The organism is Rhizobium pantanalense (genome assembly GCF_030182525.1).
GTDB lineage: Bacteria > Pseudomonadota > Alphaproteobacteria > Rhizobiales > Rhizobiaceae > Rhizobium.
The window spans coordinates 37730-64110 of sequence record NZ_JAQJCH010000010.1; the positions used below are offsets into that span (position 1 = coordinate 37730).

Annotated in this window: 24 protein-coding genes and 1 pseudogene; 11 read left to right on the forward strand and 14 right to left on the reverse strand. The window is 59.9% G+C overall.

Annotated elements, in window-relative coordinates; translation table 11 throughout:
* Positions 1–8: 8 nt before the first annotated feature.
* From PH558_RS23680 to PH558_RS23695, 4 genes are all read left to right on the forward strand, one after another.
* Entirely contained in the window at positions 9–983 is a 975-nt protein-coding gene (locus tag PH558_RS23680) for a mannonate dehydratase (protein ID WP_285206962.1), read from the forward strand.
* 39 nt (positions 984–1022) lie between these two features.
* Complete coding sequence (gene kdgD, locus PH558_RS23685; protein ID WP_285206963.1) at positions 1023–1931, forward strand: 5-dehydro-4-deoxyglucarate dehydratase; 909 nt, start codon at positions 1023–1025, stop codon at positions 1929–1931.
* A 70-nt stretch (positions 1932–2001) separates the two neighbouring features.
* The gene (locus PH558_RS23690) at positions 2002–3174 is read left to right on the forward strand and encodes a lactonase family protein (protein WP_285206964.1); all 1173 of its coding nucleotides are present in this window, start codon (positions 2002–2004) and stop codon (positions 3172–3174) included.
* Between the two features lie 345 nt (positions 3175–3519).
* Positions 3520–3945: a DUF4168 domain-containing protein gene (locus tag PH558_RS23695; RefSeq protein WP_095438191.1), complete on the forward strand. Its 426-nt coding sequence runs from the start codon at positions 3520–3522 to the stop codon at positions 3943–3945.
* 117 nt (positions 3946–4062) lie between these two features.
* On the opposite strand, the gene PH558_RS23700 is transcribed toward PH558_RS23695, so the two are convergent.
* From PH558_RS23700 to PH558_RS23735, 8 genes are all read right to left on the reverse strand, one after another.
* The gene (locus PH558_RS23700; RefSeq protein ID WP_285206965.1) at positions 4063–4887 is read right to left on the reverse strand and encodes a hypothetical protein; all 825 of its coding nucleotides are present in this window, start codon (positions 4885–4887) and stop codon (positions 4063–4065) included.
* A complete protein-coding gene (locus PH558_RS23705) occupies positions 4884–6011 on the reverse strand; it encodes a LysM peptidoglycan-binding domain-containing protein (RefSeq protein WP_095438189.1) in 1128 nt (375 codons plus the stop codon). Before PH558_RS23705 ends, PH558_RS23700 begins: the two co-directional genes overlap by 4 nt.
* 364 nt (positions 6012–6375) lie before the next feature.
* Positions 6376–7236, reverse strand: a complete 861-nt coding sequence (locus PH558_RS23710; protein ID WP_285206966.1) for a hypothetical protein — start codon at positions 7234–7236, stop codon at positions 6376–6378.
* Between the two features lie 70 nt (positions 7237–7306).
* A complete protein-coding gene (locus PH558_RS23715) occupies positions 7307–7582 on the reverse strand; it encodes a hypothetical protein (RefSeq protein WP_095438187.1) in 276 nt (91 codons plus the stop codon).
* A gap of 264 nt (positions 7583–7846) precedes the next feature.
* Positions 7847–8878, reverse strand: coding sequence for an ABC transporter substrate-binding protein (locus PH558_RS23720; protein ID WP_095438186.1), 1032 nt, complete (start codon positions 8876–8878; stop codon positions 7847–7849).
* Positions 8879–8909: 31 nt separating this feature from the next.
* Positions 8910–9680 (reverse strand): ABC transporter permease, encoded by a 771-nt coding sequence (locus PH558_RS23725; RefSeq protein WP_113408631.1) that lies wholly within the window; start codon positions 9678–9680, stop codon positions 8910–8912.
* Positions 9677–10495 (reverse strand): ABC transporter ATP-binding protein, encoded by an 819-nt coding sequence (locus PH558_RS23730; RefSeq protein WP_113408632.1) that lies wholly within the window; start codon positions 10493–10495, stop codon positions 9677–9679. Before PH558_RS23730 ends, PH558_RS23725 begins: the two co-directional genes overlap by 4 nt.
* Positions 10496–10717: 222 nt before the next feature.
* Complete coding sequence (locus tag PH558_RS23735; protein WP_113408633.1) at positions 10718–11278, reverse strand: DJ-1/PfpI/YhbO family deglycase/protease; 561 nt, start codon at positions 11276–11278, stop codon at positions 10718–10720.
* Between the two features lie 131 nt (positions 11279–11409).
* On the opposite strand from PH558_RS23735, the gene PH558_RS23740 reads away from it, so the two are divergent.
* Complete coding sequence (locus PH558_RS23740) at positions 11410–11907, forward strand: cupin domain-containing protein (protein ID WP_285206967.1); 498 nt, start codon at positions 11410–11412, stop codon at positions 11905–11907.
* A gap of 19 nt (positions 11908–11926) precedes the next feature.
* Here PH558_RS23740 and PH558_RS23745 read toward each other — a convergent pair whose 3' ends face one another.
* Positions 11927–12625: a methyltransferase family protein gene (locus PH558_RS23745; RefSeq protein ID WP_285206968.1), complete on the reverse strand. Its 699-nt coding sequence runs from the start codon at positions 12623–12625 to the stop codon at positions 11927–11929.
* A gap of 158 nt (positions 12626–12783) precedes the next feature.
* Here PH558_RS23745 and PH558_RS23750 point away from each other — a divergent pair, with 158 nt between their 5' ends.
* Positions 12784–13731 (forward strand): bile acid:sodium symporter family protein, encoded by a 948-nt coding sequence (locus PH558_RS23750; protein ID WP_285206969.1) that lies wholly within the window; start codon positions 12784–12786, stop codon positions 13729–13731.
* A 76-nt stretch (positions 13732–13807) separates the two neighbouring features.
* On the opposite strand, the gene PH558_RS23755 is transcribed toward PH558_RS23750, so the two are convergent.
* Both PH558_RS23755 and PH558_RS23760 read right to left on the reverse strand, forming a co-directional pair.
* Entirely contained in the window at positions 13808–14425 is a 618-nt protein-coding gene (locus PH558_RS23755; protein ID WP_285206970.1) for a 4'-phosphopantetheinyl transferase family protein, read from the reverse strand.
* A gap of 7 nt (positions 14426–14432) precedes the next feature.
* Positions 14433–18476 carry a Pls/PosA family non-ribosomal peptide synthetase gene (locus PH558_RS23760; protein ID WP_285206971.1) on the reverse strand — a complete coding sequence of 1348 codons (4044 nt, stop codon included), beginning with the start codon at positions 18474–18476 and terminating at the stop codon, positions 14433–14435.
* A gap of 265 nt (positions 18477–18741) precedes the next feature.
* On the opposite strand from PH558_RS23760, the gene PH558_RS23765 reads away from it, so the two are divergent.
* Genes PH558_RS23765 through PH558_RS23775 form a run of 3 tightly spaced genes read left to right on the forward strand, consistent with a single transcriptional unit; the run spans position 18742 to position 21034 of the window.
* Positions 18742–18978 carry a PepSY domain-containing protein gene (locus PH558_RS23765; protein WP_095438938.1) on the forward strand — a complete coding sequence of 79 codons (237 nt, stop codon included), beginning with the start codon at positions 18742–18744 and terminating at the stop codon, positions 18976–18978.
* Positions 18979–18980: 2 nt separating this feature from the next.
* Positions 18981–19652, forward strand: coding sequence for a response regulator transcription factor (locus PH558_RS23770; RefSeq protein ID WP_285206972.1), 672 nt, complete (start codon positions 18981–18983; stop codon positions 19650–19652).
* Positions 19649–21034 carry a sensor histidine kinase gene (locus PH558_RS23775; RefSeq protein ID WP_285206973.1) on the forward strand — a complete coding sequence of 462 codons (1386 nt, stop codon included), beginning with the start codon at positions 19649–19651 and terminating at the stop codon, positions 21032–21034. The genes PH558_RS23770 and PH558_RS23775 overlap by 4 nt, the downstream gene beginning before the upstream one ends.
* Positions 21035–21179: 145 nt before the next feature.
* Here PH558_RS23775 and PH558_RS23780 read toward each other — a convergent pair whose 3' ends face one another.
* Complete coding sequence (locus PH558_RS23780; protein ID WP_285206974.1) at positions 21180–22139, reverse strand: aminoglycoside phosphotransferase family protein; 960 nt, start codon at positions 22137–22139, stop codon at positions 21180–21182.
* Between the two features lie 45 nt (positions 22140–22184).
* Positions 22185–22991 (reverse strand): MBL fold metallo-hydrolase, encoded by an 807-nt coding sequence (locus PH558_RS23785; protein ID WP_285206975.1) that lies wholly within the window; start codon positions 22989–22991, stop codon positions 22185–22187.
* A 397-nt stretch (positions 22992–23388) separates the two neighbouring features.
* On the opposite strand from PH558_RS23785, the gene PH558_RS23790 reads away from it, so the two are divergent.
* On the forward strand, positions 23389–25074 hold the full coding sequence (locus PH558_RS23790; protein WP_285206976.1) for a Na/Pi cotransporter family protein: 1686 nt from the start codon (positions 23389–23391) through the stop codon (positions 25072–25074).
* A gap of 140 nt (positions 25075–25214) precedes the next feature.
* Positions 25215–25352, forward strand: a pseudogene (locus PH558_RS23795) (biotin/lipoyl-containing protein); the annotation flags it as partial.
* Between the two features lie 68 nt (positions 25353–25420).
* Here PH558_RS23795 and PH558_RS23800 read toward each other — a convergent pair.
* Entirely contained in the window at positions 25421–26374 is a 954-nt protein-coding gene (locus tag PH558_RS23800; RefSeq protein ID WP_095438174.1) for a sugar-binding transcriptional regulator, read from the reverse strand.
* Positions 26375–26381: the final 7 nt, after the last annotated feature.

Below are 26381 nucleotides of genomic sequence, written 5' to 3' on the forward strand. Positions count from 1 at the left end.
GACGCTCGGTGTATGTAGGAACACAGGTCGAGGCGCGCGACGACGACGATTATCGCGTTTTTGCGCAATTGGGGCTGAAGCATATATGTGCGGATCCGCCGGGAAAGCCGGAGAGCTGGACGCTATCTGATCTTGAGCGCCTTCGCGACAAGGTCGAGAGTTTCGGGCTGATTCTGGATATGATTCAGCTCCCCTTGCCGTCTCAACCGATCGAAAAGGCATCCTATCCTGATATTCTGCTTGCCGGACCGGATCGCGATCGCCAGATCGATGCGGTCTGCAAGCTCATCGAAGATGTGGCGGCGGCCGGCATTCCCGCGGCAAAATACAATCTCAATCTCATCGGCATTCCGCGCACGCCGGAGGAACCTGGACGCGGCGGTTCGATGAATGCGAGCTTCCGCTGGGATAAGGCAGATCACCAGGCCGCCCCTGGCTTAGCCGGCGTCCTGTCGGAAGACGAGAACTGGGAGCGCATCGATTATTTCCTGGAGCGCGTCGTGCCCGTGGCGGAGAGCAATCGCGTTCGTCTTGCTTGCCATCCGCACGATCCCTATACACCACCGGGTTATCGCGGCGTCACACGCGTACTTGGCTCCGTCGAAGGCTTGAAGAAGTTCGTGCTGATGCGCGAAAGCCCCTATCACGGACTGAATTTCTGCCAGGGATCGGTCGGCGAGATGCTCGACAATCCGCGCGAGGAGATTGACGACATCATCCGCTGGTTCGGCACGCGCGGCAAGCTTTTCAACGTCCATTTCCGCAACATTCGCGGTGGCAAGCTCTCCTTCATGGAGACCTTCCCGGATGAGGGCGACATGGACATGGTCCGCTCCGCGAAGGTCTACAAGGAAGTCGGCTATCAATACATGCTGATGCCCGATCATGTGCCGACCATCAGCGGCCGGGACCCGACCGGCGTCGCCTTCGCCTTCTGCTACGGCTACATCGCCGCCCTCGTCCAGTCGCTCGAAGGCGCCTGAGACCCAATCGCCCATACCAATCGATAACAGGATTCCCATATGAACCCGATTGAACTGAAAAAGGCGGTTGGCAACGGCCTGCTGTCCTTTCCCGTCACGCATTTCGACAGCGACTTGAAATTCGACGAGGCGAAGTACCGCCGCCATGTCGAATGGCTGGCAGGCTATGATGCCGCCGCTCTTTTTGCAGCCGGCGGAACCGGCGAGTTCTTCTCCCTCAATCCCGCTGAGATCCCGCAGGTCGTTCGCGCCGCAAAGGCATCGGCGGGCAATACGCCGATCATCTCAGGAACAGGCTATGGCACGTCGCTTGCCATCGAGATCGCCAGGGCAGCCGAGAAGGCGGGGGCGGACGGTCTGCTGCTCCTGCCGCCTTATCTCATGTTCGCCGAACAGGCCGGCCTGATCGCTCATGTCAAGGCTGTATGCCAATCCGTCGGAATCGGTGTCATCGTCTACAATCGTGACAATGCGGTGCTCAGCACCGACAGCATCGCGCGGCTTGCCGACGAGTGCCCCAATCTCATCGGCTATAAGGACGGGGTCGGTGACGTCGACAAGGTGATCGAGATCACCACGACCCTCAAGGACCGTCTCGTCTATGTCGGCGGTATGCCGACCCATGAAGTCTATGCCCAAGCCTATTTCGCCGCCGGCGTCACGACCTATTCCTCCGCCGTCTTCAACTTCATCCCCGCACTTGCCCAGCGCTTCTATAGCGCGTTGCGGAGCGGAGATCAGGCAACGGTCGATGAAATCCTCACGGACTTCTTCTTCCCGTTCGTCGCCCTGCGCAATCGGAAGAAAGGCTATGCGGTCTCGATCATCAAGGCCGGCCTGCATGTTCTCGGCAAGGATCCAGGCCCGGTGCGCCCGCCGTTGACCGATCTGACGCCGGAGGAGCTGGCAGCGCTCGCAAAGATCATCGATACGGCCAAGGCCGCGTGAGGCACAGCCAAGCACATGCAAATGATCGTCGGCGCTGCCGGCGATCGCGCTTTGCAGGAGGAGGACACTCGTGGTTGGATTACAATCTGGAATTTTTGCCGCGATCATGGCGGCCTCGGCAATGCTTGCGTCGACACAAGATATGTTTGCCAGGACATTCGTCTATGTCTCTGCGGCAACCGACGGGAAGATCGACAGCTACAGCATGGATGAGAGGACCGGCACCCTGACGCCGGCGGCGACTTTCGATGCGGGCAAGATGGTGATGCCGATGACCATCGGCCCCGACAAGAAGCATCTTTATGCCGTCGTGCGCTCGCAGCCCTACCGGGTGCTGACGCTGGCGATCGATGCGGCAACCGGCAATCTGACGCAGGGTGCGGTCGCGGCCTTGCCCGACAGCATGCCCTATGTGTCGACCGATCCCTCCGGGCGTCTGCTCTTCACCTCCTCCTATGGTGGAAACAAGATCGCGGTCCTGCCGATCGACCCGGATGGCCGTGTGACGGACGGCACTCGCCAGATGATCCTGACCGGCCGCAATGCTCATTCGATCGTCAGCGATCCCAAGGGCAAATATGTCTTTGCGACCAATCTCGGCTCCGACGTGGTGCTGCAGTTCGTGCTCAATGCCGAGACCGGCATGCTGGAGCCGAATAATCCGCCTGAGATCGCCACCAAGCCGGGTTTCGGGCCGCGCCATATCATTTTCGCGCCGGGCGGCAAATCGGTCTATGTCGTCACCGAACTGACCGGCCATGTCATTCACTACAGCCTCGACCCGGCCAAGGGGACGCTCACCGAAGTCGAAAGCGTCGCATCCGTTCCGGACGACACCGGCCTGTCTCCAGGCATTGCCCCGCCGCCTCCACCGCCGTTCAACGCCACGGCGCCGGCAGTCGCACCTGTCGATGACGGCAAGCCGAAGGTCTGGGCCGCCGACATCGGCATTACTCCGAACGGCAAATTCCTCTATACGACCGAGCGAACCACCAGCAAGATCGCCCTCTTCCATGTCGCGGAGGGGAGCGGCAACCTCACTTACGTTACCAATTATCCGACCGAGAAGCAGCCGCGCGGCATCCGCATCGATCCGTCGGGCCGCTTCCTGATCGCGACCGGAGAAAAATCCGACAAGATCGCCGTCTATGCCATCGACCGGGCAAACGGTGCGCTCACGCCGATCGGCCGTTATCCCGTCGACGCCGGCGCGAACTGGGTCGAGGTCGTCACTCTTCCCTGAAACGAGACAAGGATCACAGTCATTCCGCCTTTGTATGGCGGGATGGCTGTGCAAGCAATAAAGGCCGAAGCCCGGCCATGTTCGCGCAGTTTCCTGGCTTTCACATCGGGTAACTGCATTGCGGCTTCGGAAGAAATTCGCGCTGGTCGGATCTCGATCGCCATAAAGCCGCCGCGTCACGGCCAGGGGATCGTCACGCTATTGCCTCACAGAAAACGTTTGACGGCCACATTGCCGCCGGATCGTTCCTCAACCCTAACCGGCGGCTGAATCTAAAACGATATGCCAACCTTCGCTCTACGCCATCAAAGAGGTGTTCCCCCCGCACGACTAAGAGGAATTCAGATGATTATTCGTCATATCCCCGCTGCATCGTTGACCGCTGCAGCCTTGAGCCTGATGGTTCTCAGCACTCAAGCGTTCGCACAGCAAGCAACGCAAGAGCAACAACCTGCCCAAGCGCAGCAGCCCGATAGCAACGCTGCCGCTGCCCCAGTCAGCGATCAAAAGATAGAGGCTTTTGCGGTCGCTTATCTCCAGGTGGACAAGATCAGGCAGGAATATTCGGCCAAGATCGGCGCAACACAGGATCCGACCGCGAAACAACAGCTGCAGACCGAAGCAAGCAAGCAGATGGTGCAGGCTGTTCAGACTTCTCCGGGGATGTCGGTAGACGAATATAACGCAATTCTAACGGCCGCGAAGAAGGACCCGGCACTCGTCAAGAAGGTCCAGGACAAGATTCAGAAAGCCGAGCCGGCCCAGCAGTAAACGACGCCACGATCTCTAAATGAATTGATCTCACGTCGCGGCCGCGCCAAGGGCTTCGATCTTGGCGCGGCTTCGATCGACCTTTTCGACGCCCTGGAAGCGAGGCTATTGGCCGGCCTATCGCCCGGCCGCTTTCAGCAGACCGCTTCGAGCGAAAGTCTCGCGCAGCCGCTCATCGATAGCGATGTAGGAATCGAGTGTCAGTGCGAGTTTTTTCGCAATGACTGGCACGCTTTCCGCCAGCTTTATCAGACGCCCCGGATCGGAAAACACGATTTCTGCATAGGTATTGAAGTCATTCTCCGAGGTCGTTGCGCCATAGGCGGAGAGAAAACCGGTTTCCACCGGCGGAGCGGTCTGGCCATTGCGGGCGATCTGATCGGTCGCGCCGTTCTGAAATTGCCAACCGGCCGGCTCGAGTGCGGAGAAAGCTCGTTGCAAGGCATCGTTTCGCAACCAGATGAAGGAACTCGTTTCGTGGTGCACGCCAAGCTCTGCGGTCAGCTGACGCGTCTCGGCCGATACGTTGGAGGGCGCGGCGAGAAATATCCAGTCTAGCCCATAGGTGCCGCCCGCTTCGGCGCCGTCTATCAAAATCCTGCCCGCGATGAAGATCGCCTTGATGATCCGGCCGAGGCATTGTTCCGGGTAAGCTTCGAAAGCCCTGGCAATGCCGCGCAGCGAGTCCTTTACAGCGGTGTGGTCGGCAGCGCTCAACACGACCCCCTCTACAGGCGCATCGGTAGATAGATAGGGCGGCACGTAGAAGGTCGATGGATCGCCAAAACCGATCGTCAGGCCCTGTTGCCGGCCAAGCTTGGCCGCATACGAATCAGGATCGGCAATAGCATCCTCTTTCGGTGTCGACCGGCCGAGAAGGTAAGAACCGCTCCCGGCCAGAACCACTGCCGCGCCAAGTAGAAGACGCCGTGAGACGATCAATGTGCCAGTCCAACCCGGGCGCCGACGTGTACGGCGGCCGGAACCGCTGCGCGTGGCAGGGCTGTGGTGGCTGCGCCGCGAAGCATAGCAAGGCCGCGCGTCAGCGAGGCGCCGGCGGCCGCGAAGGAGGCCGGATCATCGGCAACGCCGACGCCGCCGGAGAAGAAATCCTCGACCAGGGTGCCGACGACAATGACGCCAGCGCCGATGACCAGACCGGTGCCGATGACACGGCTCCAGTTGGTCCCTTCCTCGGGCTCGCGGATGCGTACCGCGTCACGCACGGCCTGGGGCGAGGGTGCCGACGGAGGAATGTGAGCCTTTGGCGTGATCAGAATGACGAAGGCTACGCTCATGGCGACATAGTGGAATGGGCCGATCCTGCCCTGCAGCTTGGGGAAACGGACCTCGGCGCGCAGCTTCGGTATCGGGCTGCTGGAGCTGAACTCGACACCAACCGCGGTGGCCGCCGCGTTCGGCGTTGTGCTCTGGCTGACCAGCATGGAGCGCACGGTCACTTCTTTTTTCTTCGAATCGTAGATGAAGCGCGTGTCGCCGACGAGCTGGCCGAAGGCGACGTTGGCCTGCTGCGAGATCTGTGTCTCCAGCCGTCCGCCGTTGCTCACGTAGGTTGCCGGATAGCGCTTGTCCGTCATCAGGACGACATCACCGGTCATGCGGAACTCGATCGTCGCCGTCGGAGTCTCGATGACGGGCATCGTCAGATCGTTCAAGCGGTACTTGATCGAGATCGGCGAATAGACGTGCGGCAATTCCTTCTTCAGTTCCGTAGCCGGGTTGCCGGTGCGAAGCGGCTGCGGGGAGGCGGAATGCGGCGCCGGCGTGGTGGCGGATGTCGAGGGATTATGATGCTGCGACGTATGCGGCGGATGGTGATGACCATTGCTGCCATGCTCGCGCTGACCCGGCAGAACGGGGATCAGAATTGTGCTGCCGGCATGGATCAAATCCGGATCGGGAATTCCATGGCCGGTGGCACGAATGACATCGCGGCGGTTATTATAGCGCCAGATACGCGGCCATTGCGCACCATGGCCGAGATGCTCGTGAGCGATAGACCAGAGCGTATCACCCGCCTTGATCTGATATCGTGTGCCGATCATACTTTTCCCCCGTGCGTTGCTTAAAGGAATAGGATAGTTGGCTGAAACGCCTGTCAACGCCGTATCAGGTTTTCGCTATCGTCATATGACAATAAGATTACTAATCATACCTGGCGTAGAGATATTCCACCGTTAGCTGTATCCAGATGATCACGCTGCCGATGGCCGTGACGGTCACAGGGGGCCGGAATTCAACTTGCGCGGTGCCTCGATGCTGGGAGGCCGGAGCTGCCTATCACGTTCGGATTCCCAGCGTGCGACAAGGCCGCGGTGCCCTTGATTGCCGCGAACGGAGCCATGTTTCATCGGCCCTCGAATGGGATAAATACCTTGTAGTATGTGGCTTTCACCGGCACCCGCAGCATTATACTAATGCCGTTATCTGAAAGCCGTTTGATTTCATGAGTTCCAAGATGCCGTCATTACCGAGTAAGACAGCCAATGGGAGAAGGAGAAAATTCTTCGTCGAGTCAATTTTCAAGACCTGTTTGAAAAGTAGCGCCTTGAATTGCGGACCCGCCAGGGAGCCGAGCGGATTGACGACTCCTTCCTTGGTGATTTCCTCTCGCAACCGCGTGATCTCAGATACACGCCGCTGCTCGTAAAGTGTTTCCATGTAGCCACCGATAGGCCCCAGCTGACGGCGTTTCTCGAGAAGATAGCTGATTTGATGTGCGCCAACTGCTTTCAGTGTGAACGTATCGGGTGGCGACCATATCCACATCAGGTCCGTATCGCTTATCAGCGGGGAGATTTGCTTTCCACCGGAGCGGACATGATCCATGATCACACCCTCGACACTTGGTGCCCATGAGTGTTGTCCTTCGCCCATCAGCAATAAGGCCACTACGTATCCTGGAAGGCGTTCAACCGGGGAACCTGCTGCTGTCGGCATAATGCGGCGTAGATCGTCTGCATCCGTCGGCGGCAAATCGGGAAGAACCGGTGGCACTTGTTTTATATTCGTCGAGTACTTCAAGTGCGGAGCATTCGGGCCGATGTCGGTATAGACCGAACTTGCCTGATCGGATATCCGCTCTCCATCGCGAACGATGTCGGATACCAGTGCGGCACCGATGCGTTCATAGCCGAAGATGGCGATTGATCGATCTGCCAGATTCGCTTGCCAGAATACTGCATTATCGTCACTTGCCGCCGCGCTTCGGCCAGCCGGAACCGTCAAAGCGCAAGCCAGAATGGCGAACTGCCGACGTGTTAGATGCATACTGCTCCTCCATTGACCATCTCAGATGGGTCTGAAGCGTAGGTCGATCGGGCCGTTCCGGATATCGCCACTAGGGACGCTCCATTGTCGGGCGTCCACTCCAGGCGGCCGTCACGTTGCTATCGAGCCGCGGTTTGATAAATGGCCGGCGCCGAGCAATCAGGGTCGTCAATCGTGGATCGTGGAAGCGAGCCTGATACGGCTCATCAATGGTGAAAATTGGCGGTGGGATTGCACAGGCTTCTGCGCGCACGGCGAAGGGAAGGGCAAAAACGAGCAACATGCCGAGCAGTTTTGCCGAATATATCCGCTTCTGGCCCGCTGGCGTTTTGAATGATGCAACCATTCTCATTCTCCAGTATCGGACCGCAGCCTGCCTCGATCTTAAGAATCCTTGTCATTCAGGCTTTCGTCAGATCTTGCGCTGCTTGAACGCGCAATTGATCGAAATCCGTCGGTCAATTTGAAAAAATTCTTCGCCCCGAAAGGTCCGTCATAAGACCGCTGCCGGCATCACGCCGGCCCGCCGGCGCTTGCTCGATCTGATAGGATTTTGGCTCGGCAGGGTTAGGCGTACCCGGCCAACCGCCGGGCATGCCTATTGCCTCGATCAGGTCTTTGCGGCCTTGGCAAAGGTCGGATCGAATGTCTTCTCGAAAGGCACGTCGGCACTGGCGAGTTCGGGATCGAGCGTCTTCAACACGCCCATCATGGAATTATAGCCTTCCGGCGTGACCATGCCGTCCGGGGAATACATTTCCTTGGAATTCTTGAAGGCCTGCATGTAGAGGTCGCGATTGCCGAGCAAATATTCTTCCGGAACGACGCCCGCGACATCTTCGGGGCTTGCTGTCGCGATCCATTTCAGGGCCTTCATGAAGGCATTGACCGTCTTTTGCGTGGTGATCGGGTTCTCTTTCGCAAATTCGTGCTTGATGTAGACGGTCGCGGCCGGGTTCGGACCACCGAAAAGCGCACGCGTACCGGCCTCGGTGCGCGTATCCAGAAGCACCGTGATGTCGCCATCATACTGCAACTGCGCGATAACCGGATCGAGATGGGAAAGGCCGTCGATCTGACCGCTCTTGACCGCGGCTACCGCGCCGGCCCCGCCGCCGACGCCGATCAGCGACGCATCGTCGGTCTTCAGCCCATTCTTCAGCATGGCATATTGGAACATCAGCGCCGTCGATGAGCCTGGCGCGGTCACGCCGATCTTGCGGCCCTTCATGTCCGCCATCGACTTGATCTCGCCGGCGAGATCCTTGCGCACCGCGATGACGATCCCCGGAAAGCGGCCGAGATTGCAGATCGCGACGATATCCTGGCCCTTGTTCTGCATGCGGATCGTATGTTCATAGGCGCCGGCGACGACATCGAGGGAGCCGCCGATCAGTCCCTCCAGCGACTTCGAACCGCCGGCGAAATCATTGATGGTGACGTTGAGACCCTCTTCTTTGAAGAAGCCCTTCCGTTCGGCGATCGTCAGTGGCAGGTAATAAAGCAATGGCTTGCCGCCGACGCCGATCAACAGATTCGGCTTTTCCGGCTTCGCGTCCTGTGCCACTGCTGGTAGAATGCCCGCAAGCGAAGCGCCAATTCCGAAGCTCGCCGTCCCGATCAGAAATGTCCTGCGTTCCATAGTTTTTCCTCCACGTCCCTGTTTCTTTGCGCTATTGGCCGCGCCAGGCAAGCAGCCGTCGTTCAACCATCGTCATGACCCAATCCACCAGCAGGACGAAAGCGGTCAGAACCACCATGCCCGCAAAGACACCCGTCACATCAAAGACACCCTCGGCCTGCTGTATGAGGTAGCCGAGACCGGCGGCGGAACCGAGATATTCGCCGACCACGGCACCGACGACGGCAAAGCCGACCGAGGTATGCAGGCTGGAAAACACCCAGGAAAGCGCGGAGGGCAGATAGACATGGCGCAGCAGCTGTCGCTCGTTCATGCCGAGCATGCGGGCATTGGACAGCACCGGCTGGCTGACCTCCTTGACGCCCTGATAGACGTTGAAAAAGACGATGAAGAAGACGAGCGTGATGCCGAGCGCCACCTTGGACCAGATGCCGAGGCCGAACCACAACGCGAAAATCGGCGCCAGCACGACGCGGGGCAGTGCATTCGCCGCCTTCACGTAAGGGTCGAAGACAGCCGCGATTAGAGGCCTGCGGGCGAACCAGAAGCCAAAGACGACCCCGCCGAAGGCGCCGAGCAGGAAGGCAAGGATCGATTCCGATAGCGTGATCCAGAGATGATACCAGATCGATCCGCTAGCGAACCACTGGATGACACGCTGCGCGACCTTGAGCGGATCGGCAAAGAAGAAGGATATGGTCTTCGGATTTCCGAAGAGGCCGGTATTCGTCGCCAGATGCCAGAGGACCAGAATGACCAGCGCCACCAGGATCTGCAGCAGGAGAAGGAGGGAGCGGTTCATGCGATCTCTCCGCTGCTCTGGCGATAGGCGGTCATCACCTCGTCGCGCAGCGCCTGCCAGATATCACGATGAAGCTGGTTGAAGACGGGATCGTGCCGGATTTCGCCGATTTCGCGCGGCCGTTCCAGCGGCACCTTGAAGTCACCGATAATGCGGGACTTCGGACCGGCGGACATGATGACGACACGGTCGGCAAGGGCAATCGCCTCATCGAGATCGTGGGTGACAAACATCACCGCCTTGCGGTCCTCAGTCCAGAGTTTCAGCAGCAGGTCGCCCATGATCAGGCGGGTCTGCGCATCGAGCGGGCCGAAGGGCTCGTCCATCAGGAGCAGTTTGGGATTGCGGATGAGCACCTGAGCGAGACCGACCCGCTTGCGCTGGCCGCCTGAGAGCATGCGTGGGAAACGATCGGCAAATGTGGCAAGGCCGACACGCCCCAGCCAATCCCGCGCAATCCTTTTTGCCTCGGCTCTATCTGTGCCCGCGATCTCAAGCCCGATCGCAACATTCTCGAGAACCGTTTTCCACGGCATCAGCGAATCCTGCTGGAAGAGGTAGCCTGCCTGGCGGTTGATGGATTTGAGGGGTTGGCCGAAGACTTCGACCGTCCCCGACGCCGGCGTCAAAAGCCCCGCCGTTGCATTGAGAAGTGTGGATTTGCCGCAGCCCGTCGGGCCGACAATAGCCACGAACTCATGCGCCTCTACATTCAGATTGGTCGCCGCCACGGCGTCGAACCGTGTCTTCCCGGCCATTTCAAAGGAAATCGCCACCTGTTTCAGGCTGACCGCCCTCACAGCCTCCATCGTCATGCCCTGCTTTCCTCCCGGACGCCCGTAACCTCGCGCGGACATCAGGCATTGTCATGTTGGGTCAACAGATCAAAGCCAGCCGTACCAGTCAATATGCGATTAATGCAGGTTCCGTTCTATCGGAGGCGGAAAATGCGAAAACCCCGAAAAGTTGAGTCCAACTTTTCGGGGTCAGTTCACATTCGATACCGGGGTTCTACGAGTTCCGTGAGAGCTGATCGCTCAGGCCGCGCGGTGCTGGTGCGGACCTTCTTGAACCTCTTCGACGATCTTATCGATGAAAGCAGGAAGGTCGTCGGGCGATCTCGAGGTGATGATGCCCTGATCTGTCACGACCTTTTCGTCCTTCCAGGTCGCGCCGGCATTTTTGACGTCTGTCTTGATGGACCAATAGGAGGTTGCCTGACGCCCACGCAACGCATCGGCCTCGGCTAGCAGCCAGGGTGCGTGACAGATGGCGGCGACGACCTTGCCGGAATTCACGAATTCACGGACGACCCGCATGGCATCTCCTTCAAGGCGCAGCTTGTCGGGATTGATCTGGCCGCCCGGCAGCACCAGCGCATCGAACTGATTCACGTCGACATCCTTGGCCATGAGATCGACGTCGACGCTGTCGCCCCAATCGGTCTTATCCCAGCTCCTGATACTATCCTTCTTGACAGAGGCAACCTTGACGTCAGCGCCACGCTTCCTCAGTTCGTCCAGAGGCACGCGAAGTTCCGAACGCTCGTAGCCATCCGTCGCCAGAATGAGGATATGTGCGGAATTGATGGAAGGCATGATTTATCCTTTCGTTATATCTTCGATTGGAATGCCAGGCCCAAACCCTAGCCGCAGGCAATCGTTCCCGGTTTTCCGGGAACTGCAGCGGGATCCGGCGGTTATGATGGCAATCGACAGGGAGAGATCGTATGGAACAGGCAATCCAATTCGAGCGATCCGGCTGGGTCCCCAATAACCAGCGATTTCCGGCTATCGTCTATCGTCAGGTGCTTGATGGGCCTGACAGGGCTGACGCTTTCGAACGGCTCTTTCGAACCAATGGGTGGGGCGGCCTGTGGCGAAACGGCGTCTATTCCTTTCACCATTTTCATTCCACGGCCCACGAAATATTGGGCGTCGCGGCAGGTCAGGCCCGGCTGATGATCGGCGGACCCGCCGGCAAGGAAATCACGATCGAGGCCGGCGATGCCCTGCTGCTGCCGGCCGGAACCGGCCATTGCCGGTTGGAGGCGAGCGACGACCTGCTCGTGATCGGCGGCTATCCTCCGGGTCAGGAGGCTGATCTCTGTCGGGAAATGCCCACGGCCGAACAGCGAGCTATGATCGAAGAGCTTGGCGTGCCAGCCAGAGATCCGCTGAAAGGAGAGGCCGGCGGCCTCCGATCCCTATGGCTTGGTAAAGCCTAGCGCCGGCCAAAAGCGAGCATCACCAGACACCCGGCAGCAATCGGAACCGCACGTGCCCCGCATAATCGGCATAACCCTCGAGCTCCGCCTGCAGCAGGGCGTCCTCCCAGCTGGTGCGCAGAATCAGCACGCCGCTTGCCAAAGCGGCTGGGATTAGAGCCCACCAGGAACCGAGCGCCAGCGCCAGCCCGGCAAAGATCACGATCGCGCTGACATAGCCTGGATGGCGCACATAGGCGTAGGGACCATTGCTGATGACATGCTGACCGCGTTCTCGCTGGAGGCGGACACCCGGTTCGAAAAAGCGATTAACGGCCTGGGCCCATGTGCCGAGGGCAATGCCGACCGCAAGCAGGATATAACCCAGGATCACGACGGAGGTTGGCATCACCGACCATTTCATCCTGCCGGAATCCAGGGTTCCAACCGGTATTTCGGCGATCATGCCAAGGCATATGAGCGAGACCAAGATGAGGTCCCAGCGCTTGGTCCCGGCCTGGAAGCGGCTGCGTGCCCTGAAGATCGCGGGGTTTACCCGTTGCATAATCAGTATCGCGATGCCGTAGACTACCACGAGGAAAACAATAAAGACCCATCCGGGCCGCCAGTCGAGGCGACCGACAGGTAAAAAGACGAGAGCAAGCAGCGCAAGTGGCAGACCGATCGCATAGGATATGGCCTTCCTGCGGGACATGGGTTCGGGATCGGTGACGGTCATGCATTTGCTCCTTGCAAGGCAAACCAGCTGCGCCCTTCAATAGATTTATGTCGTGTCGACGATGTAAATAGACGGATCGGGCAGTTCGAAGCCTTGACACGCGATGCGCCGCGTTTAGACCGGCCGAATATCATTATGCTCCTTCCCCCGGAGATTCCATGAAATTCCTGGCATCCTTTTCCGCCTTCGTCGGCAAGACTTTTTCCATATGGGTCAGCCTGTTTGCCGTTCTCGGCTTTTTCCTGCCCGATGTCTTCAAGCAGTTCGCACCCTGGATCGTCGTCCTTCTCGGTATCATCATGTTCGGCATGGGGTTGACGATATCCGTTGACGACTTTCGCGAGCTGGCGCGTCGTCCTCATGAGGTCGCGATTGGCGTCATCGCACATTTTGGCATCATGCCGGCGCTGGCACTGCTTTTGACGCGGATCATTCCGATGCCGCCGGAGGTCGCCGCCGGCGTCATTCTGGTCGGCTGCTGCCCAGGCGGCACCTCGAGCAATGTCATGACCTATCTTGCCCGTGGCGATGTGGCGCTGTCGGTCGCCTGCACGAGTGTGACGACGCTCGCAGCGCCCATCGTCACGCCGTTCCTTGTATGGATGTTCGCGAGCCAGTATCTGCCTGTCAATGCCTGGTCGATGTTCATCAGTATCGTGCAGGTCATCATCGTGCCGCTGCTGCTTGGCTTCATCGCGCAAAAGGCCGTGCCCGGTCTGGTTCGTGCGGCGATCCCGGTCCTGCCTCTCGTCAGCGTCATCGGCATCGTGCTGATCGTTGCCGCCGTCGTTGGTGCCTCGAAGGCGGCCATCGTGCAGTCCGGCCTGCTGATCTTCGCCGTCGTCGTCCTGCACAACGGTCTCGGCTACCTCTTCGGCTATTATGCCTCGAAGGTGCTCGGCCTCAATTTCTACAAACGCAAGGCGCTGGCGATCGAAGTGGGCATGCAGAATTCAGGCCTGGGTGCAGCGCTGGCCACAGCCTATTTCTCGCCGATCGCTGCCGTTCCGAGTGCGATCTTCTCCGTCTGGCACAATATTTCCGGCGCGACCCTGGCAAACTGGTTTGCTTCGCGCCAAGACACAGACGCGCCGCCGCGGCCGTGAAATCTACGGTATGGATGGGACGCGGCTTCAAACCACGTCGTGCCGGCCGAAATGCTTCCTATCGAGCAATGGGCGTTCAGCTCATATCCCTGGCAAGGGCGCAATAGACGGCTTGATCCGCGGTCCCGCCCAGTCGGGTTACGGTGAGCGCAATTGGCGGCAGCCGCGATCCAGCGCCAAGACGGATGGTCGCGCCATCGCTGCGCAGGAGGTTCAGTTGGGTCGCCAGATCAGGTTCGTCCAGCCCGTCGAAGATGCCGCGGCCGCTGATCTTCAGCGCAGCCTCCTTGGCGACCCAGAGGCGGTAGCAGACTTCCAGCGCGATCGCGCTATCGAACGTGGCAACCGCGGCCGCTTCCCTTGGCGAGAAGTGGTCGGCGGCAAACGCTACCGGCTCGAAGCCGTTGATATCTTCGACCTCTATATCCACGCCGACAGCATTATTGGGCGCAAAGCCCGCCAGCAGCAGATCGGTGCGATGTGAAAGCGAAACACCCAGCTCGTGATAGGGCTGCCTTAGCGCCGGCCGCTCGCTCGGTCGGCGATAGATGGAAAGATCGTCCCGCCGCGTAGCTGTCCTCAAGGCTGTTTGCGCGATCTGATCACGCTCCGCTCGCCCGCCAGGCATCGGGCGGACGAGGATGGCGATCGCATCTGCGACCGTCAGGACGACCTCGAATCGAGGGGCCGTCATCCCACGCTCACGCTGCGGCGGAGGGCAGGGCCTCTTTCTGAGCAACGGGAGCCGGCTCTTGCTCGGTTTGAACCGCCTGGGCGGGTGCGCCGACCCATGACGTTCCTTGCGGGATGGCCTCGCCCTTCATGACCAGTGTCAACAGTCCGATTTCGGCGAAATTGCCCACATTGGCCTCGTAAAGCACGGTGCTGCCTGAGCCGATGGAGACGCCGTCGCCGATCGTGATGCGGCCGACCTTCATGATGCGGTCTTCATAGAGATGGGTCTGCGGGCAGGAGCCCATATTGAGGACCGCATGGTCGCCGATATGGGTGCAATCGAACTCGCAGATATCGGTGCTGTTGATCCATGCCCCTTGGCCGATCTTGGTGCCGAAGGGACGGAGCAGCCAGGGCAGGAAGGGCGTACCGCGCAGATAGTCGAGCAGCATCTTGCTGGCGAGGCCGCCGTAGAAGACCGCGACGGCTTCGGTGCGCATGGCCCACCATGACCACATCGGCCGGTTCATCGGCTTGTAGGTGCCAATCAGCGTCCATTTGAATGCGACGGCAACGAGATACAGGATACCGGAGGTCGCCAGGCCCGCGGCCATCAGGGTCCAGAACAGGCTGCCCCAGGCACCGTTGTCGATTTCGTTGGCCAACATGTCGGACATGGCAAGTGCCATGACGATGAGGATGGCGGTCGGCAGCGACGTGTGCATGGCCTCGAACAGGATGCGTACAAGGCGCATGCGGAGCGGCGGTGCATAGGTGGTGTTGGCGGCCGCCTGCAGCCTCTCGCGCGTCGGGAACTGGAAAGCGGGGCTGCCGCACCAGGTTTCGCCAGACTTGACGTGCAGGGAGTCGGGCAGGCGCGTCTTGATACCGATGAGCGAATCGCTTTCGATCACGGCACCCTGCGAGATGACGGAGGAGTTGCCGAAGAAGCAGCGATCACCGGTCTTAAGGCGCTTGAGTATCATCCAACCGTTCTGGATTTCCTCGTCGCCGAAGATGGTCTCGTCACCGATGAAGTTGTCGCGGCCCATTTCGATAAGGTCGTATCGACCGGCGAAGTTTGCCGAAATCTCCGTGCCCTTGCCGATCTTGGCCCCCATCAGACGGTACCAATTGCGCATGAAGACGGTGGCGTAGAGCGAATTCAGGGTTTCTAGCATGGCCTCTGTGGTCAGGCCGACGACCCATTTGCGGAAATAGAGATTGCCGAAGATGGAATAACGGCCTGGTACGACGCGAGGCAACAGCACCCATCTGAGCGCCACGACGACGGCCATGGACACGACGATCAGCAGGAAAGCGGCCGGCCAGGAGAGCGCGGCGATCATGCCCCAGGACAAGGCCTCGTCGGAGCCGGGTGCGTAAATCTGCTGGACGGCGGTGAAGAGATAAAAGGCCGGGAAGATCGGCAGCAGACCGACGACGAGGCTGAGATTGTAGGCGACGAAATAGGCTGAGAACTGGAAGACGCGTCCGACGGTTCCAAGCTCCGGATGAGCGGGCACGTCCTCGTGCTCTACACGACCCGTCTCGCGCGCCGGCGAACCGTCCCAGCGCGTATGGGCTTCCACATACGTTCCAGCGGCAATCGCCGTCAGATCGCCGATGACGGCGCCGTCGTCGATCTTGACGTTATGGCCGATAACGGAGCCATTGCCGACCTGCACGCCTTCGCCGATATCGATCGTGCCGACATGGATCTCATTGCCGATGACTTCGACATTGGCGAGCTTGATCTTGACGCCGAGGCTAGATCTTGCGCCGATGCGCACAAGGTCGATCGCGCCTTCCTCGAACTCGTCGATCATCGCATCCTTGCCGACCTTGGCGCCGAGTGCTCGCATATAGACGCGAATGAGCGGCGAGCCTTTGAGGAATTTCGGAGCGGTGAGCTGAACGATGCGCTGCATCAGCCAGATGCGGAAATAATAGGTGCCCCAGAGCGGATAGACGCCGGGCTTTGTGCGGCCGATGACAAGCCATTTGAGGGCGATGACGATCAGTTTCTCGCCGAGATTGAGAGCGAGGTAGACGCCGCCGAGAATGAGGATTTCATTCCAGAGCGATGCACCGTCGTCGATCAGCAGGATCGAGGCGAGCAGCAGGCCTATCCATTGCAGCGTTGCGATCGCAACGATGAAGGGCAATACCACGGCCTGAGCGAGACCGCAGAGAAAACGCCGGCGCAAGGGTACCGGTTCGAAATTCTTGCGCTCCTGTCCCGAGGTGCTCTCCACGCGCTGCTCCAGGATCGCGGCAATGCCGCGCAGGGTGCGGCCGGCATAGACGTCGCGCAGGGCAATGCTGGCGAGCAGCGGGATCTTGCGTACTTCGGAAACAAAACGCGCCGCCAGCATGGAATGGCCGCCGAGCTCGGTGAAGAAGTCCGCTTCGAAACCGATTGAGCGCAGCCGAAGCGCTTCCGTGGCGGCCTTCAGCAGCTGTGCTTCTGTCCACGTGCGCGGCGGCTCTTGTGCCTGGGTTGGCTGATCGGCCACCAGCGGAATGGCGGCAAGCGTCTTGCGGTCGATCTTGCCGGAGGGAAGCCGCGGCAGCGAGACATGGCTATGCCAGGCGGCCGGCACCATGTAGGGCGGCAGCTTGGCTGCAAGCACGGCGCGCGCCTTGTCGCGATCGAAGCTGCTGCCCGTGGTAACGATGTGGGCGACCAGCATCTCCTCACCATCCGGCGGCCGATGGACGACGACGGATGCGGCCTTCACGTCAGGAAGTTCGCCGACGACGGTTTCGATCTCGCCGAGTTCGATGCGATAGCCGCGAATCTTGACTTGGTCGTCGATGCGCCCGAGGAAATGGAGCTGCCCTTCCTCGTCCATCAGAACAGCGTCGCCGCTGCGGTAAAGCACCGGGTCGTCATGGCCGGCAAAGGGGTTGGAGATAAACTTCGCGGCGGTCAGCTGCGGCAGGTTTCTGTAGCCGGCAGCAACGCCCGGTCCGCCGATCAGCAATTCGCCGGTATCGCCGCGAGCAACGAGCTGCAGGTTTTCGTCGACGACGTAGGCAGTCGTGTTGGCGATGGGGCAGCCGATCGTGATCGGTCGGGAAGAATCGAGTTCCGCGTAGGTCGCGACCACCGTCGTCTCAGTCGGGCCGTAGGTATTGATCAGGCGTCGGCCCGGCTTGGAGAAGCGGCTGACGATTGCCGGAGGGCAGGCCTCGCCGCCGACGATGATGACGCGCAGGCTTTCGACATCGCGTTCCAGCATGGTGAGCAGCGTCGGCACGGTGTCAATGACCGTGATCTTTTCCGCTTCCAGCACATCTGCGAGCCTGTCCAGCTCGGCCATGACGGCGGATGTCGCCACTTTCAGCGTTGCGCCGACCAGATAGGGAACGAATATCTCTTCAAGCGAAAGGTCGAAGGCGACCGAAGCCTGCTGAAGAACGACGTCTGATTCGACCATGCCGAGGACATCGTTGCCGGCCCGCAGATAATGGCAGATGTTCCGGTGCGTGACGACGATGCCCTTCGGCTTGCCCGTGGAGCCGGACGTATAGATGGCGTAGGCGGGATCGTCGTGAGTGGCGGCGCGCAGCGCAATGCCATCATCGTCTTCTGCGAGCAGTGTCTTGAGGATCAGCGTCTGGCCGTCGAATTCGGGGGCGAGGGCCACCTTTTCGTCATGCGTCAGCAGCCATTTCGCGCCGCAATCGGCGAGGCTGACGGCCACGCGGTCGGCAGGGGCAGACGCATCGAAGGGAATATAGGCAGCTCCGGCCTTGAGAATCGCCAGAAGCGCGACATGTAGCTCAAGGGAGCGCTGGAACCAAAGGCCGACGAAATCGCCGGAGCCGATACCGCGACGGCTGAGCGCGCGCGCCGCCTCGTCGGAGAGCCGGTCTAGTTCGGCATAGGTCATCGCCCGGTCGGTTCCGATCAGGGTCAGTGCCGTCTTGTCGGGGCTGCGGGCGACCGTTGCCTTGAAGATGTCCACCAGGGTTTCATTGCGGACGAACTCAGGCCGAATGCCGCCTGAGAAAACCGAGAGGCTGGCATTTGGGGTAATCGACGAAATCTGGATAGTCATGGTAACTTCTGCGGAACGAAACTCGGCACAATCGGCGTGCCATCTATCGATGCTTATACACCTTTCAATTTGCAGCTCTCTTACGGGCGTTGTCAGTGAATTGTAATGTTGGGAAAGCTATGCTTGGTTTGCTGCGGGGCGAGCCCTGCGTGCTATCTCGGAAGAAGGATTGATATTGATATCGTTGCGCATATTCGGGCGAAGAGCTGGCTGGCCCCGCTGGCTGTCCGTTCTCTTGGTGGCGGCTTTGCTGAGCTCGCCAGGCATGCAGGTATTAGCTCGTTCGCATAGCAGTGTTCTGGTCGAAGATGCCGGCAGTTTGCGGCCGCTGCGCGACATCTATGCGGTCGTTGCGCGCGAGATGCCGGGCAAGGTGCTGCGAATCAAGCGGGTGCGCCGGGCCGGACGCCAAGCCTACGCCGTGCGTGTGTTGAAGCCGGATGGCAAACGTGGTGATATAGTACTCGACGGCGCAACGCTCGCCGTGATCGAGAGACGCTGAGAATGCGCATTCTGATTGCTGAGGATGAGCCCAGTATCGTGGCGGATATGCGCCGCTGCCTGGAGGATCAGCACTATGTCGTCTCGACCGTGAGCAACGGCGAGGAAGCCTGGTATCGCGGCGATATCGAGCATTTTGATCTTGTCATCCTCGATCTCGGACTTCCGAAGCTTGACGGCCTGACGGTGCTGCGGCGTTGGCGCGCAGAAAAGCGGGGCATGCCTGTTATCATACTGACGGCGCGAGATGGCTGGCGCGACAAGGTCGACGGCATGGATGCGGGTGCCGACGATTATCTGACCAAGCCCTTCCGTATGGAGGAGCTTCTGGCCCGCGTGCGCGCCCTGATGCGCCGCGCCGCGGGGCAGTCCTCCCCGATCCTTTCTAATGGCGTGCTGGAGCTCGATACACGCCAGCGCACCGTTTCGTTTCGCGGGCAGCCGGTTCAGGTGACGGCGCTGGAATACCGACTTCTTGCCCATCTGATGCACAATGCCGGCACCGTGCTTTCCCGAACGCAGATCGCCGACAGCATCTATGACGAAGAGACGGAGCTTCTGTCGAACGCGCTCGAAGTGGTCGTCGCACGCCTTAGGCGCAAGTTCGATGGCACCGTCATCGAGACCCGGCGCGGCCAGGGCTACATCATCCCGCGCGAGGCGCCGCCATCATGACACCGTTCTCGCTGCGAGGGCGGTTGCTGCTGGGTTCGGTGGTGGCGATCATCGTCGCAACCTTTCTGGCGGGGGTCGGCATCAATGCCATTTCCGGGCTGGCCGTCAGGGCTCTCGCCCTCTCGGAGATAGACGAAGAGTTGCGCGTTCTTCTGGCCGCAGTCGATATCAATTCGTCCAATCAGCTCTTCCTTGATGACATGCCGACCGATCCCCGCTTCGGCATTCCGAATGGTGGCTTCTATTGGCAGGTCGGCCGCAATGGCACTGTCGAGCTGCGCTCCCAATCGCTCTGGGAGCAGAACTTGCCTTGGCTGCGTGCCCGGCCTCGCGATGCCGGACGGGCGACGGATATGAAAGGGCCAAACGGCAGCCGTCTTCTCGCCGTCGAACGGTCCATTTCGATCCCCTCGGCCACGGGCGACCAGATGGTCGATATCGTCATGGCGCTCGACAACAGCGAGCTTGCACCGGCGCGCTGGCGCTTCTTCTATGCTATGGCGCCCTCTCTTGGCGTGCTGTCAGTCGCCCTGATCGGGGCAGTCGTGGTATTCCTGCGATATGGGCTGCGGCCGCTCAATGACCTGCGCACGGCCCTGATGGCGGTACAGGAGCGATCCGCACGCAAGATCACCGGTCAGTTTCCGCGAGAAGTCCAGCCTCTCGTGGACGACCTCAACGGCCTGCTCGCATCGCGCGAAACCCAACTGACACAGGCGCGTGCGCGCGCCGGCGATCTCGCGCATGGCCTGAAGACCCCGCTCGCAGCGCTTGAGGCGACCGCGCGTATTCTCTCCGAGGAGGGCATGTCGGAGCGGGCTGCGGCGATCCAGACGGAGGTGAGCCGGATGGAGGCGCAGATCAAGCGAACGCTTGCGCAAACCCGCGCAAGCCTCGCCGCCGCCCATACCGTCGGCGTCATGGATGCCAGCGCCGATCTCCAGAAGATCATCTCGGTCATGCGTCGTCTCTCGGCCGAGCGGAAAATCGATTTCGAGCTCGTGGCGCCGCCGGAGATGTGGCTGGCGATCGATGAGGCGGATTTTGCCGACATCACCGGCAATCTGATCGACAATGCCAGGAAATGGGCGGCCGGCAAGGTCAAGGTTCGCCTATCGCAGTTGCCCGAGGGCGTGGAACTGTGCATCGAGGACGATGGCCCGGGTTTGCCCGAGGATGCGGAAATGGCTTTCATCCGGCGCGGCAGGCGGCTCGACGAAAGCATCGCCGGAACCGGCTTCGGCCTGGCGATCGCCAAGGATCTGGTCGAAGCCTATGACGGCAAGCTGACGCTCGCCCGCTCCAGCCTCGGAGGGCTGTCCGTCACCGTCAATTTGCCGACGCGGCTGGTCAAGGACAAGCAGGCGGCGCTGGAAAATTAGAGCAATTCCAGGAAAGTGCATGGCGTTTTCACGATTCGAGGAAACGTCGAGAGGCTCTAATTCGGCGCGGCCGATTGGTCTGGAAACAAGGATGGATATCGCAGATTGGTCGCCGGAGTGCAGTGAAACCTGATTTATACAGCGTTCATGACCGTACGAGTTTGAGATTCAGTTCAAGCGCGTGTTGCATCCTTGCTCGAACTGCAGGCGCTGATGGAGTCTCGTTGCCGTTGAAAATGTGGCCATGCTCGGCCATCAGGTCCAGTAGGAGGACGCTCGTATAGAGACGAAAAAGCCGGTCATCGGTTTGCCCGGCATGCCGGAGCCACGCAAAGACATAGCTCATGGGGCCACCATAGGCCATCAGAGCAGCCAGTGTTAAAGCGGCAGGATAACGTGGATCGCCAAAGCAAAGATCATCGACATCGACGATGCCGCTGAACGCGCCTTCTGGTGTCACAATCACATTCTTCGTCGTGGTGTCGTGGAGGAAAGGTGTGGCTTCGATCTTGTCGAGCTCTCCGCGTCTGGCAGCGACCTCATGTTCGATTGCGTCAACCAGCCCGATGTCAAACAATCCGGCAGATCCGATCCGGCCTCGCGAACGCGCAAGATTGGCAAGCAACACTTGCGACCATGTGCCATGCGGCGCTTGTTCCGCTCGTGCGGCATATCCGTAGCGCCCCGCGGACTTGGTTCTTGCTGTGATGGCCTGAGCATGCGCCACCTGTGAGGCAATCGCATCGAGCTTCTCTTCCGAGAGGTTTAAGATGACAGAACCCAGATCCATGCCGGGAAAGCGTTCTAGCAGAAGCCAGGGAAACTCTGCGTCGATATTTTCGGCCAGAATGGCTGGTAGCGGCACACCTCCGGGCCGCAATAATCCCGAAAGATAAACTGCACCGGCCATTTCAGCCCGAGCCGATGGCTCACCTATGCGGACGACGGCTGGACGCCGGTCAGCGAACTGAAGATCGAAGACATAGTGCCGTGCACCGGTTGTGAAGCGTCTAACGGCAACCGGTGTGCAACCAGTGACCCCTGAGGCAATGGCGGCGGCAAGCGCGGCATCCGGTGTGCGCCGCATTGGTGTTTTCTGTTTCATGTATGAGTGGGCCTATGCTTGAGGTGGAGCATCGGTTGCAAATTCTCAACTTGCGATCGCCTGCCGATATCTCTCCGCGGAACGTTCCACCACGCCGTTGCCGTCGCTCTCGACCGTTCGACCGGGAAATGCGCCGTAGATCGCTTCGAAACGATAGGGTCGGATGGTTTCCGATATCGCCGTCACGGCCTTGGCGTCGAGCGGAACAAGATTTGGGTAGCTGCGCATGAAGCTGACGAACTTGCGGTCCATGGTCACCTGCATCGTGTCGCCGACGAAGAGCGCGCCGCGCCCGCCTTCGAGCCAGGGGCAATGGAGCACGCAACTGCCGTCGAAATGGCCGCCACAGCGGATCATGGTTGCCTGTCCAATCGACAGTGTCTCGCCTGTCCATGGACGTAGCGCCGCATCGCGCCTTTGCACCCATTCGCTATCATTGGCATGGATATAAATCGGCACGCCTCCGCAGGCGGCACTCCATCCGGTCATCGATGAATAGAAATGAGGGTGGGAGATCGCGATCGCGCTTAAGCCGCCCATGGTGGCGATCCGTGCCTTGCTGGGCTCGTCGATAAGGCTGAGGCAGTCCCAGAGGATATTGCCGTTAGGTCCTTTGACCAGAAAGACGCGCTGGCCAATGCCGAAATGGGGCGAGATCTGCAGACTGAAAACGCCTTCGGCTTCCTCGCTCCAGATTACCTCATGCTTCTGGCCGAGGCTCGCCATATCGGTCCATTCCTGCCCCGATTGAGGTACGAACTGACGCTCGTCTTCACAGATTGGGCAGGCCGGAGGTGGCCCGTCGCCTTCGCCGAACTGTGTGCCACATGTAATGCAGATAAAATGCGTCATCTCGAACTCCTCGCCAGTCTACCTTTCCAACCGGTGGCCGTGGGTGGGCCCGCCGCACGGCATGTGGAGGCTTTTGTGCTATATTGGCCAGACCTTGGACGGATCAAAGCAAAAAGGCAAAGCGGCGATCCTCAGACAATCTCGTCGCAGACAGAAAAGCGTCGTTTTCAGGCCGGCCTCTCCCGGAAAAATGGATATTCCTAATGAACGATGATAGGATTCAGGGGTGGCCTATCATTATGATTTTAATGCAAAAATTCTTATTCTATTGGTTTGTGACAATCTGGCCTTGCAAAAGACGTCAAGACAAAGAAACATAGTCGGCTAAAGAAAGTTAGATAATCGCGATATTGATGCTCGGCATTTGTCCGGGATCGCAGGCAAATGGAGGTCCATCATGGCGCTTATTCTCGGCCTCGTTGCTCTGGCCGGCCACATCGCCCTTTTGCTCTGGGGTACGCGCATGGTGCAGACCGGTATCCAGCGCGCCTTCGGCCCCGATCTGCGCTCCTTTCTCGGCCGCGCGCTCAGCAATCGCACGAAGGCATTTTTTGCCGGGATCGGCGTCACTGCCATCCTGCAGAGCAGTACCGCTACCGGTCTCATGGCTTCGGGCTTTGCAGCCGGCGGGCTGGTGGATCTCGTGCCGGCGCTTGCCGTCATGCTGGGAGCGAATGTCGGCACGACGTTGATCGTCCAGGTGTTATCTTTCAACGTCGCAGCGGCTTCGCCGGCGCTGATCCTGATCGGCGTGCTGATGTTCCGCCGAACCGGGAATTCACGCGTGCACGATCTTGGCCGCGTCATGATCGGGCTTGGCTTCATGCTTCTGGCGCTGCATCAGCTCCTCGACCTCATGACGCAGTATGAGGGATCGAAGGCGCTCGCCTACGTCCTTGATGCGATCGCTGCGACGCCGGTGCTGAGTATGCTTCTCGCAGCCATTCTGACATGGGCTGCCCATTCCAGCGTGGCCGTGGTGCTGCTCATCATGTCGCTTGCAAGCAAGGGGCTCGTCGATGTCGACCAGGCCTTTGCACTCGTTCTCGGCGCCAATCTCGGCACCGCGATCAACCCACTCATCGAAGGGCAATCGGGAACGGATCTATCGGTGAAGCGGCTGCCCATCGGCAATATGTTGACGCGCATTGTCGGTGTGATCGCGATGATCGGCCTGCTGGAACCAGCCGCGCGCCTTTCGGCAATGATCGATAGCGACAGCGCCCGCGCTGTCGCCAATTTTCATACTGCCTTCAATGTCGTTTTGGCCGTGGTGTTCATGCCGCTATTGCGGCCCTATGCCGATCTATTGACCAAGTTGCTGCCGCAGAAGATCGACGAGGCCGATCCGACCCGCCCGAGATATCTCGATCCGGCGGCCAAGGAAACGCCCGTGGTTGCTCTCGGCGCGGCAGCGCGCGAGGCGCTGAGACTGGTGGACGTGCTCTCGGAAATGCTTGCAGGCGCCAAGTCTGCCTTGTCGGACACGGATCGAAAGGCGCTGACGCGATTGCGGTCGCTGGACAATATCCTCGATAGCCTGAACACGGCGGTAAAGACCTATCTGACATCGATCGATCCCGATGAGCTCGGCGAAGCCGACCGGCGGCGCCTGAACGAAATACTGCTGTTTTCGATGAACATGGAACATGCCGGCGACGTGCTCGACCAGAACCTTCTGCCGCACCTGGCAAAACGCCTGCGCCGAGGTTTGAGCTTCTCGAAGGAAGGACAGCTCGAACTCGCAACATTGTTCGACCGATTGCAGTCGAACCTCCAGACGGCGGCTGCCCTGTTCATGACGCAGAATGAAAGTGCCGCCCGCATGCTGGCGGAGGAGAAGGTGATTTTCCGCAAGGCGGAGCGCGAGGGGACGGAAGCCCATTTCCAGCGTTTGCGCCAGGGCGGGATCGAGACCGCCGAGACCAGCTCACTTCACCTCGACCTTCTGCGCGACCTCAAGCAGATCAATTCCCACCTCGTTGCCGCCGCAGCCTATCCCGTTCTGGAAGAGCGTGGCGAACTTTTGCAGAGCCGGACACCAAGCCCGGTTCCACCGGTTGCAGTGCCTGCACATGATTAAAAAGGCTTATCTCAGCCACCTGTCGGACGGCTGGGCCTGAATGCGCGACGCCGATGTGGCTTCGATACGTCCGCTGGTTATAGCTATTCCGTCGGTCGCAGCGCTGTGCCATCAAAAGTTCTTTTGACCCCATCGTATAGGGGCCGACGCTCTTCATCATCGAAGCGATGAAGGTCTTCAACAAGATCGCAGCCCCGCAGGCCGACCGTATCAGGCAGATCACCGAAATAGATGGCGGCGAAGTCGAGACGGGCGACATGCTCGCGGAGATCGCGTGATGGCGGCATCTCTCGACAGGGTGGGCCTGTCGATTTCATTGGCGACAGATTGTTGCCGCTGTGGTCGCCTATGATTCTATAAGACGCTCGGCGCTGAACTTGTCCGTTATCAGCGTATCGATAACTCCTATCCTCAGGGCGCCGGCGATTGCCGCGGTCTTCTTCGCTCCGCCGGCAAGCGCGATGACCCGATCGACTCGTTCCAGATCTTCAAGCGGGAAGCCGATGACACGCTCGTCGAGCGGCGTCTTCACAGGCTTGCCGTCCTTGTTGAAGAACCGCAGCGATATATCGCCGACTGCACCTGCTTCGGCAAGATCGGCGAGCTCCCGCGACGAGAAGATGTTGCCGGATCTCGCCAGAAGTTCCGACGGCTCCACGGCCCCTATGCCGACGATGGCGAGCGTGATGCTGCCGAAAAGATCCATGGTCTCCCGCACGAACGGATCCGCCTGCATCAGGAGTTTGGCCTCGCGGGAGGTCGTGACGCCCTGTACTGGAAGAAGCTTCGGCTCGGCACCGGTCAGTCGGGCGAGGCGGGTGGTCAGCTGGGTGGCATGGGTTTGGACCGACGGGTCGCCCATGCCGCCAAGCGTCTGCACGACGTACTTGGCCTGGGCGCTCTTCTGCGGATGAATGTTTTCCACCATCCTGAAGATCGTCTGGCTCCAGCTCGACACGCCGATGATTTCGCCGGGCGCAAGCGTCACCTCCAGAAGATGCGCGGCAGCTTCGCCGATCCGGGCCATGATGGCACCGTCGCGATCCTCCGTGCATTCGACGACAATCGCCTCGGGGAGACCGTACTTCTCGCGCAGCGCTCCCTCGAGATCGCTGTAGGTGCCTACGGGCGGGATGACGCTCGTGCGCACGATGTCTTCCGCCTCGGCTCGCTTCAGCATTCGCGACACGGTTGCCTGCGACAGGCGAAGGTGCTGCGCGATGTCCGCCTGCCGCTTGCCCTCTATGTGGTACATCTGGGCAACTCTTGAGATGAGGCGGAGTTCGTTAAGGCGAGCCATCGTTGAT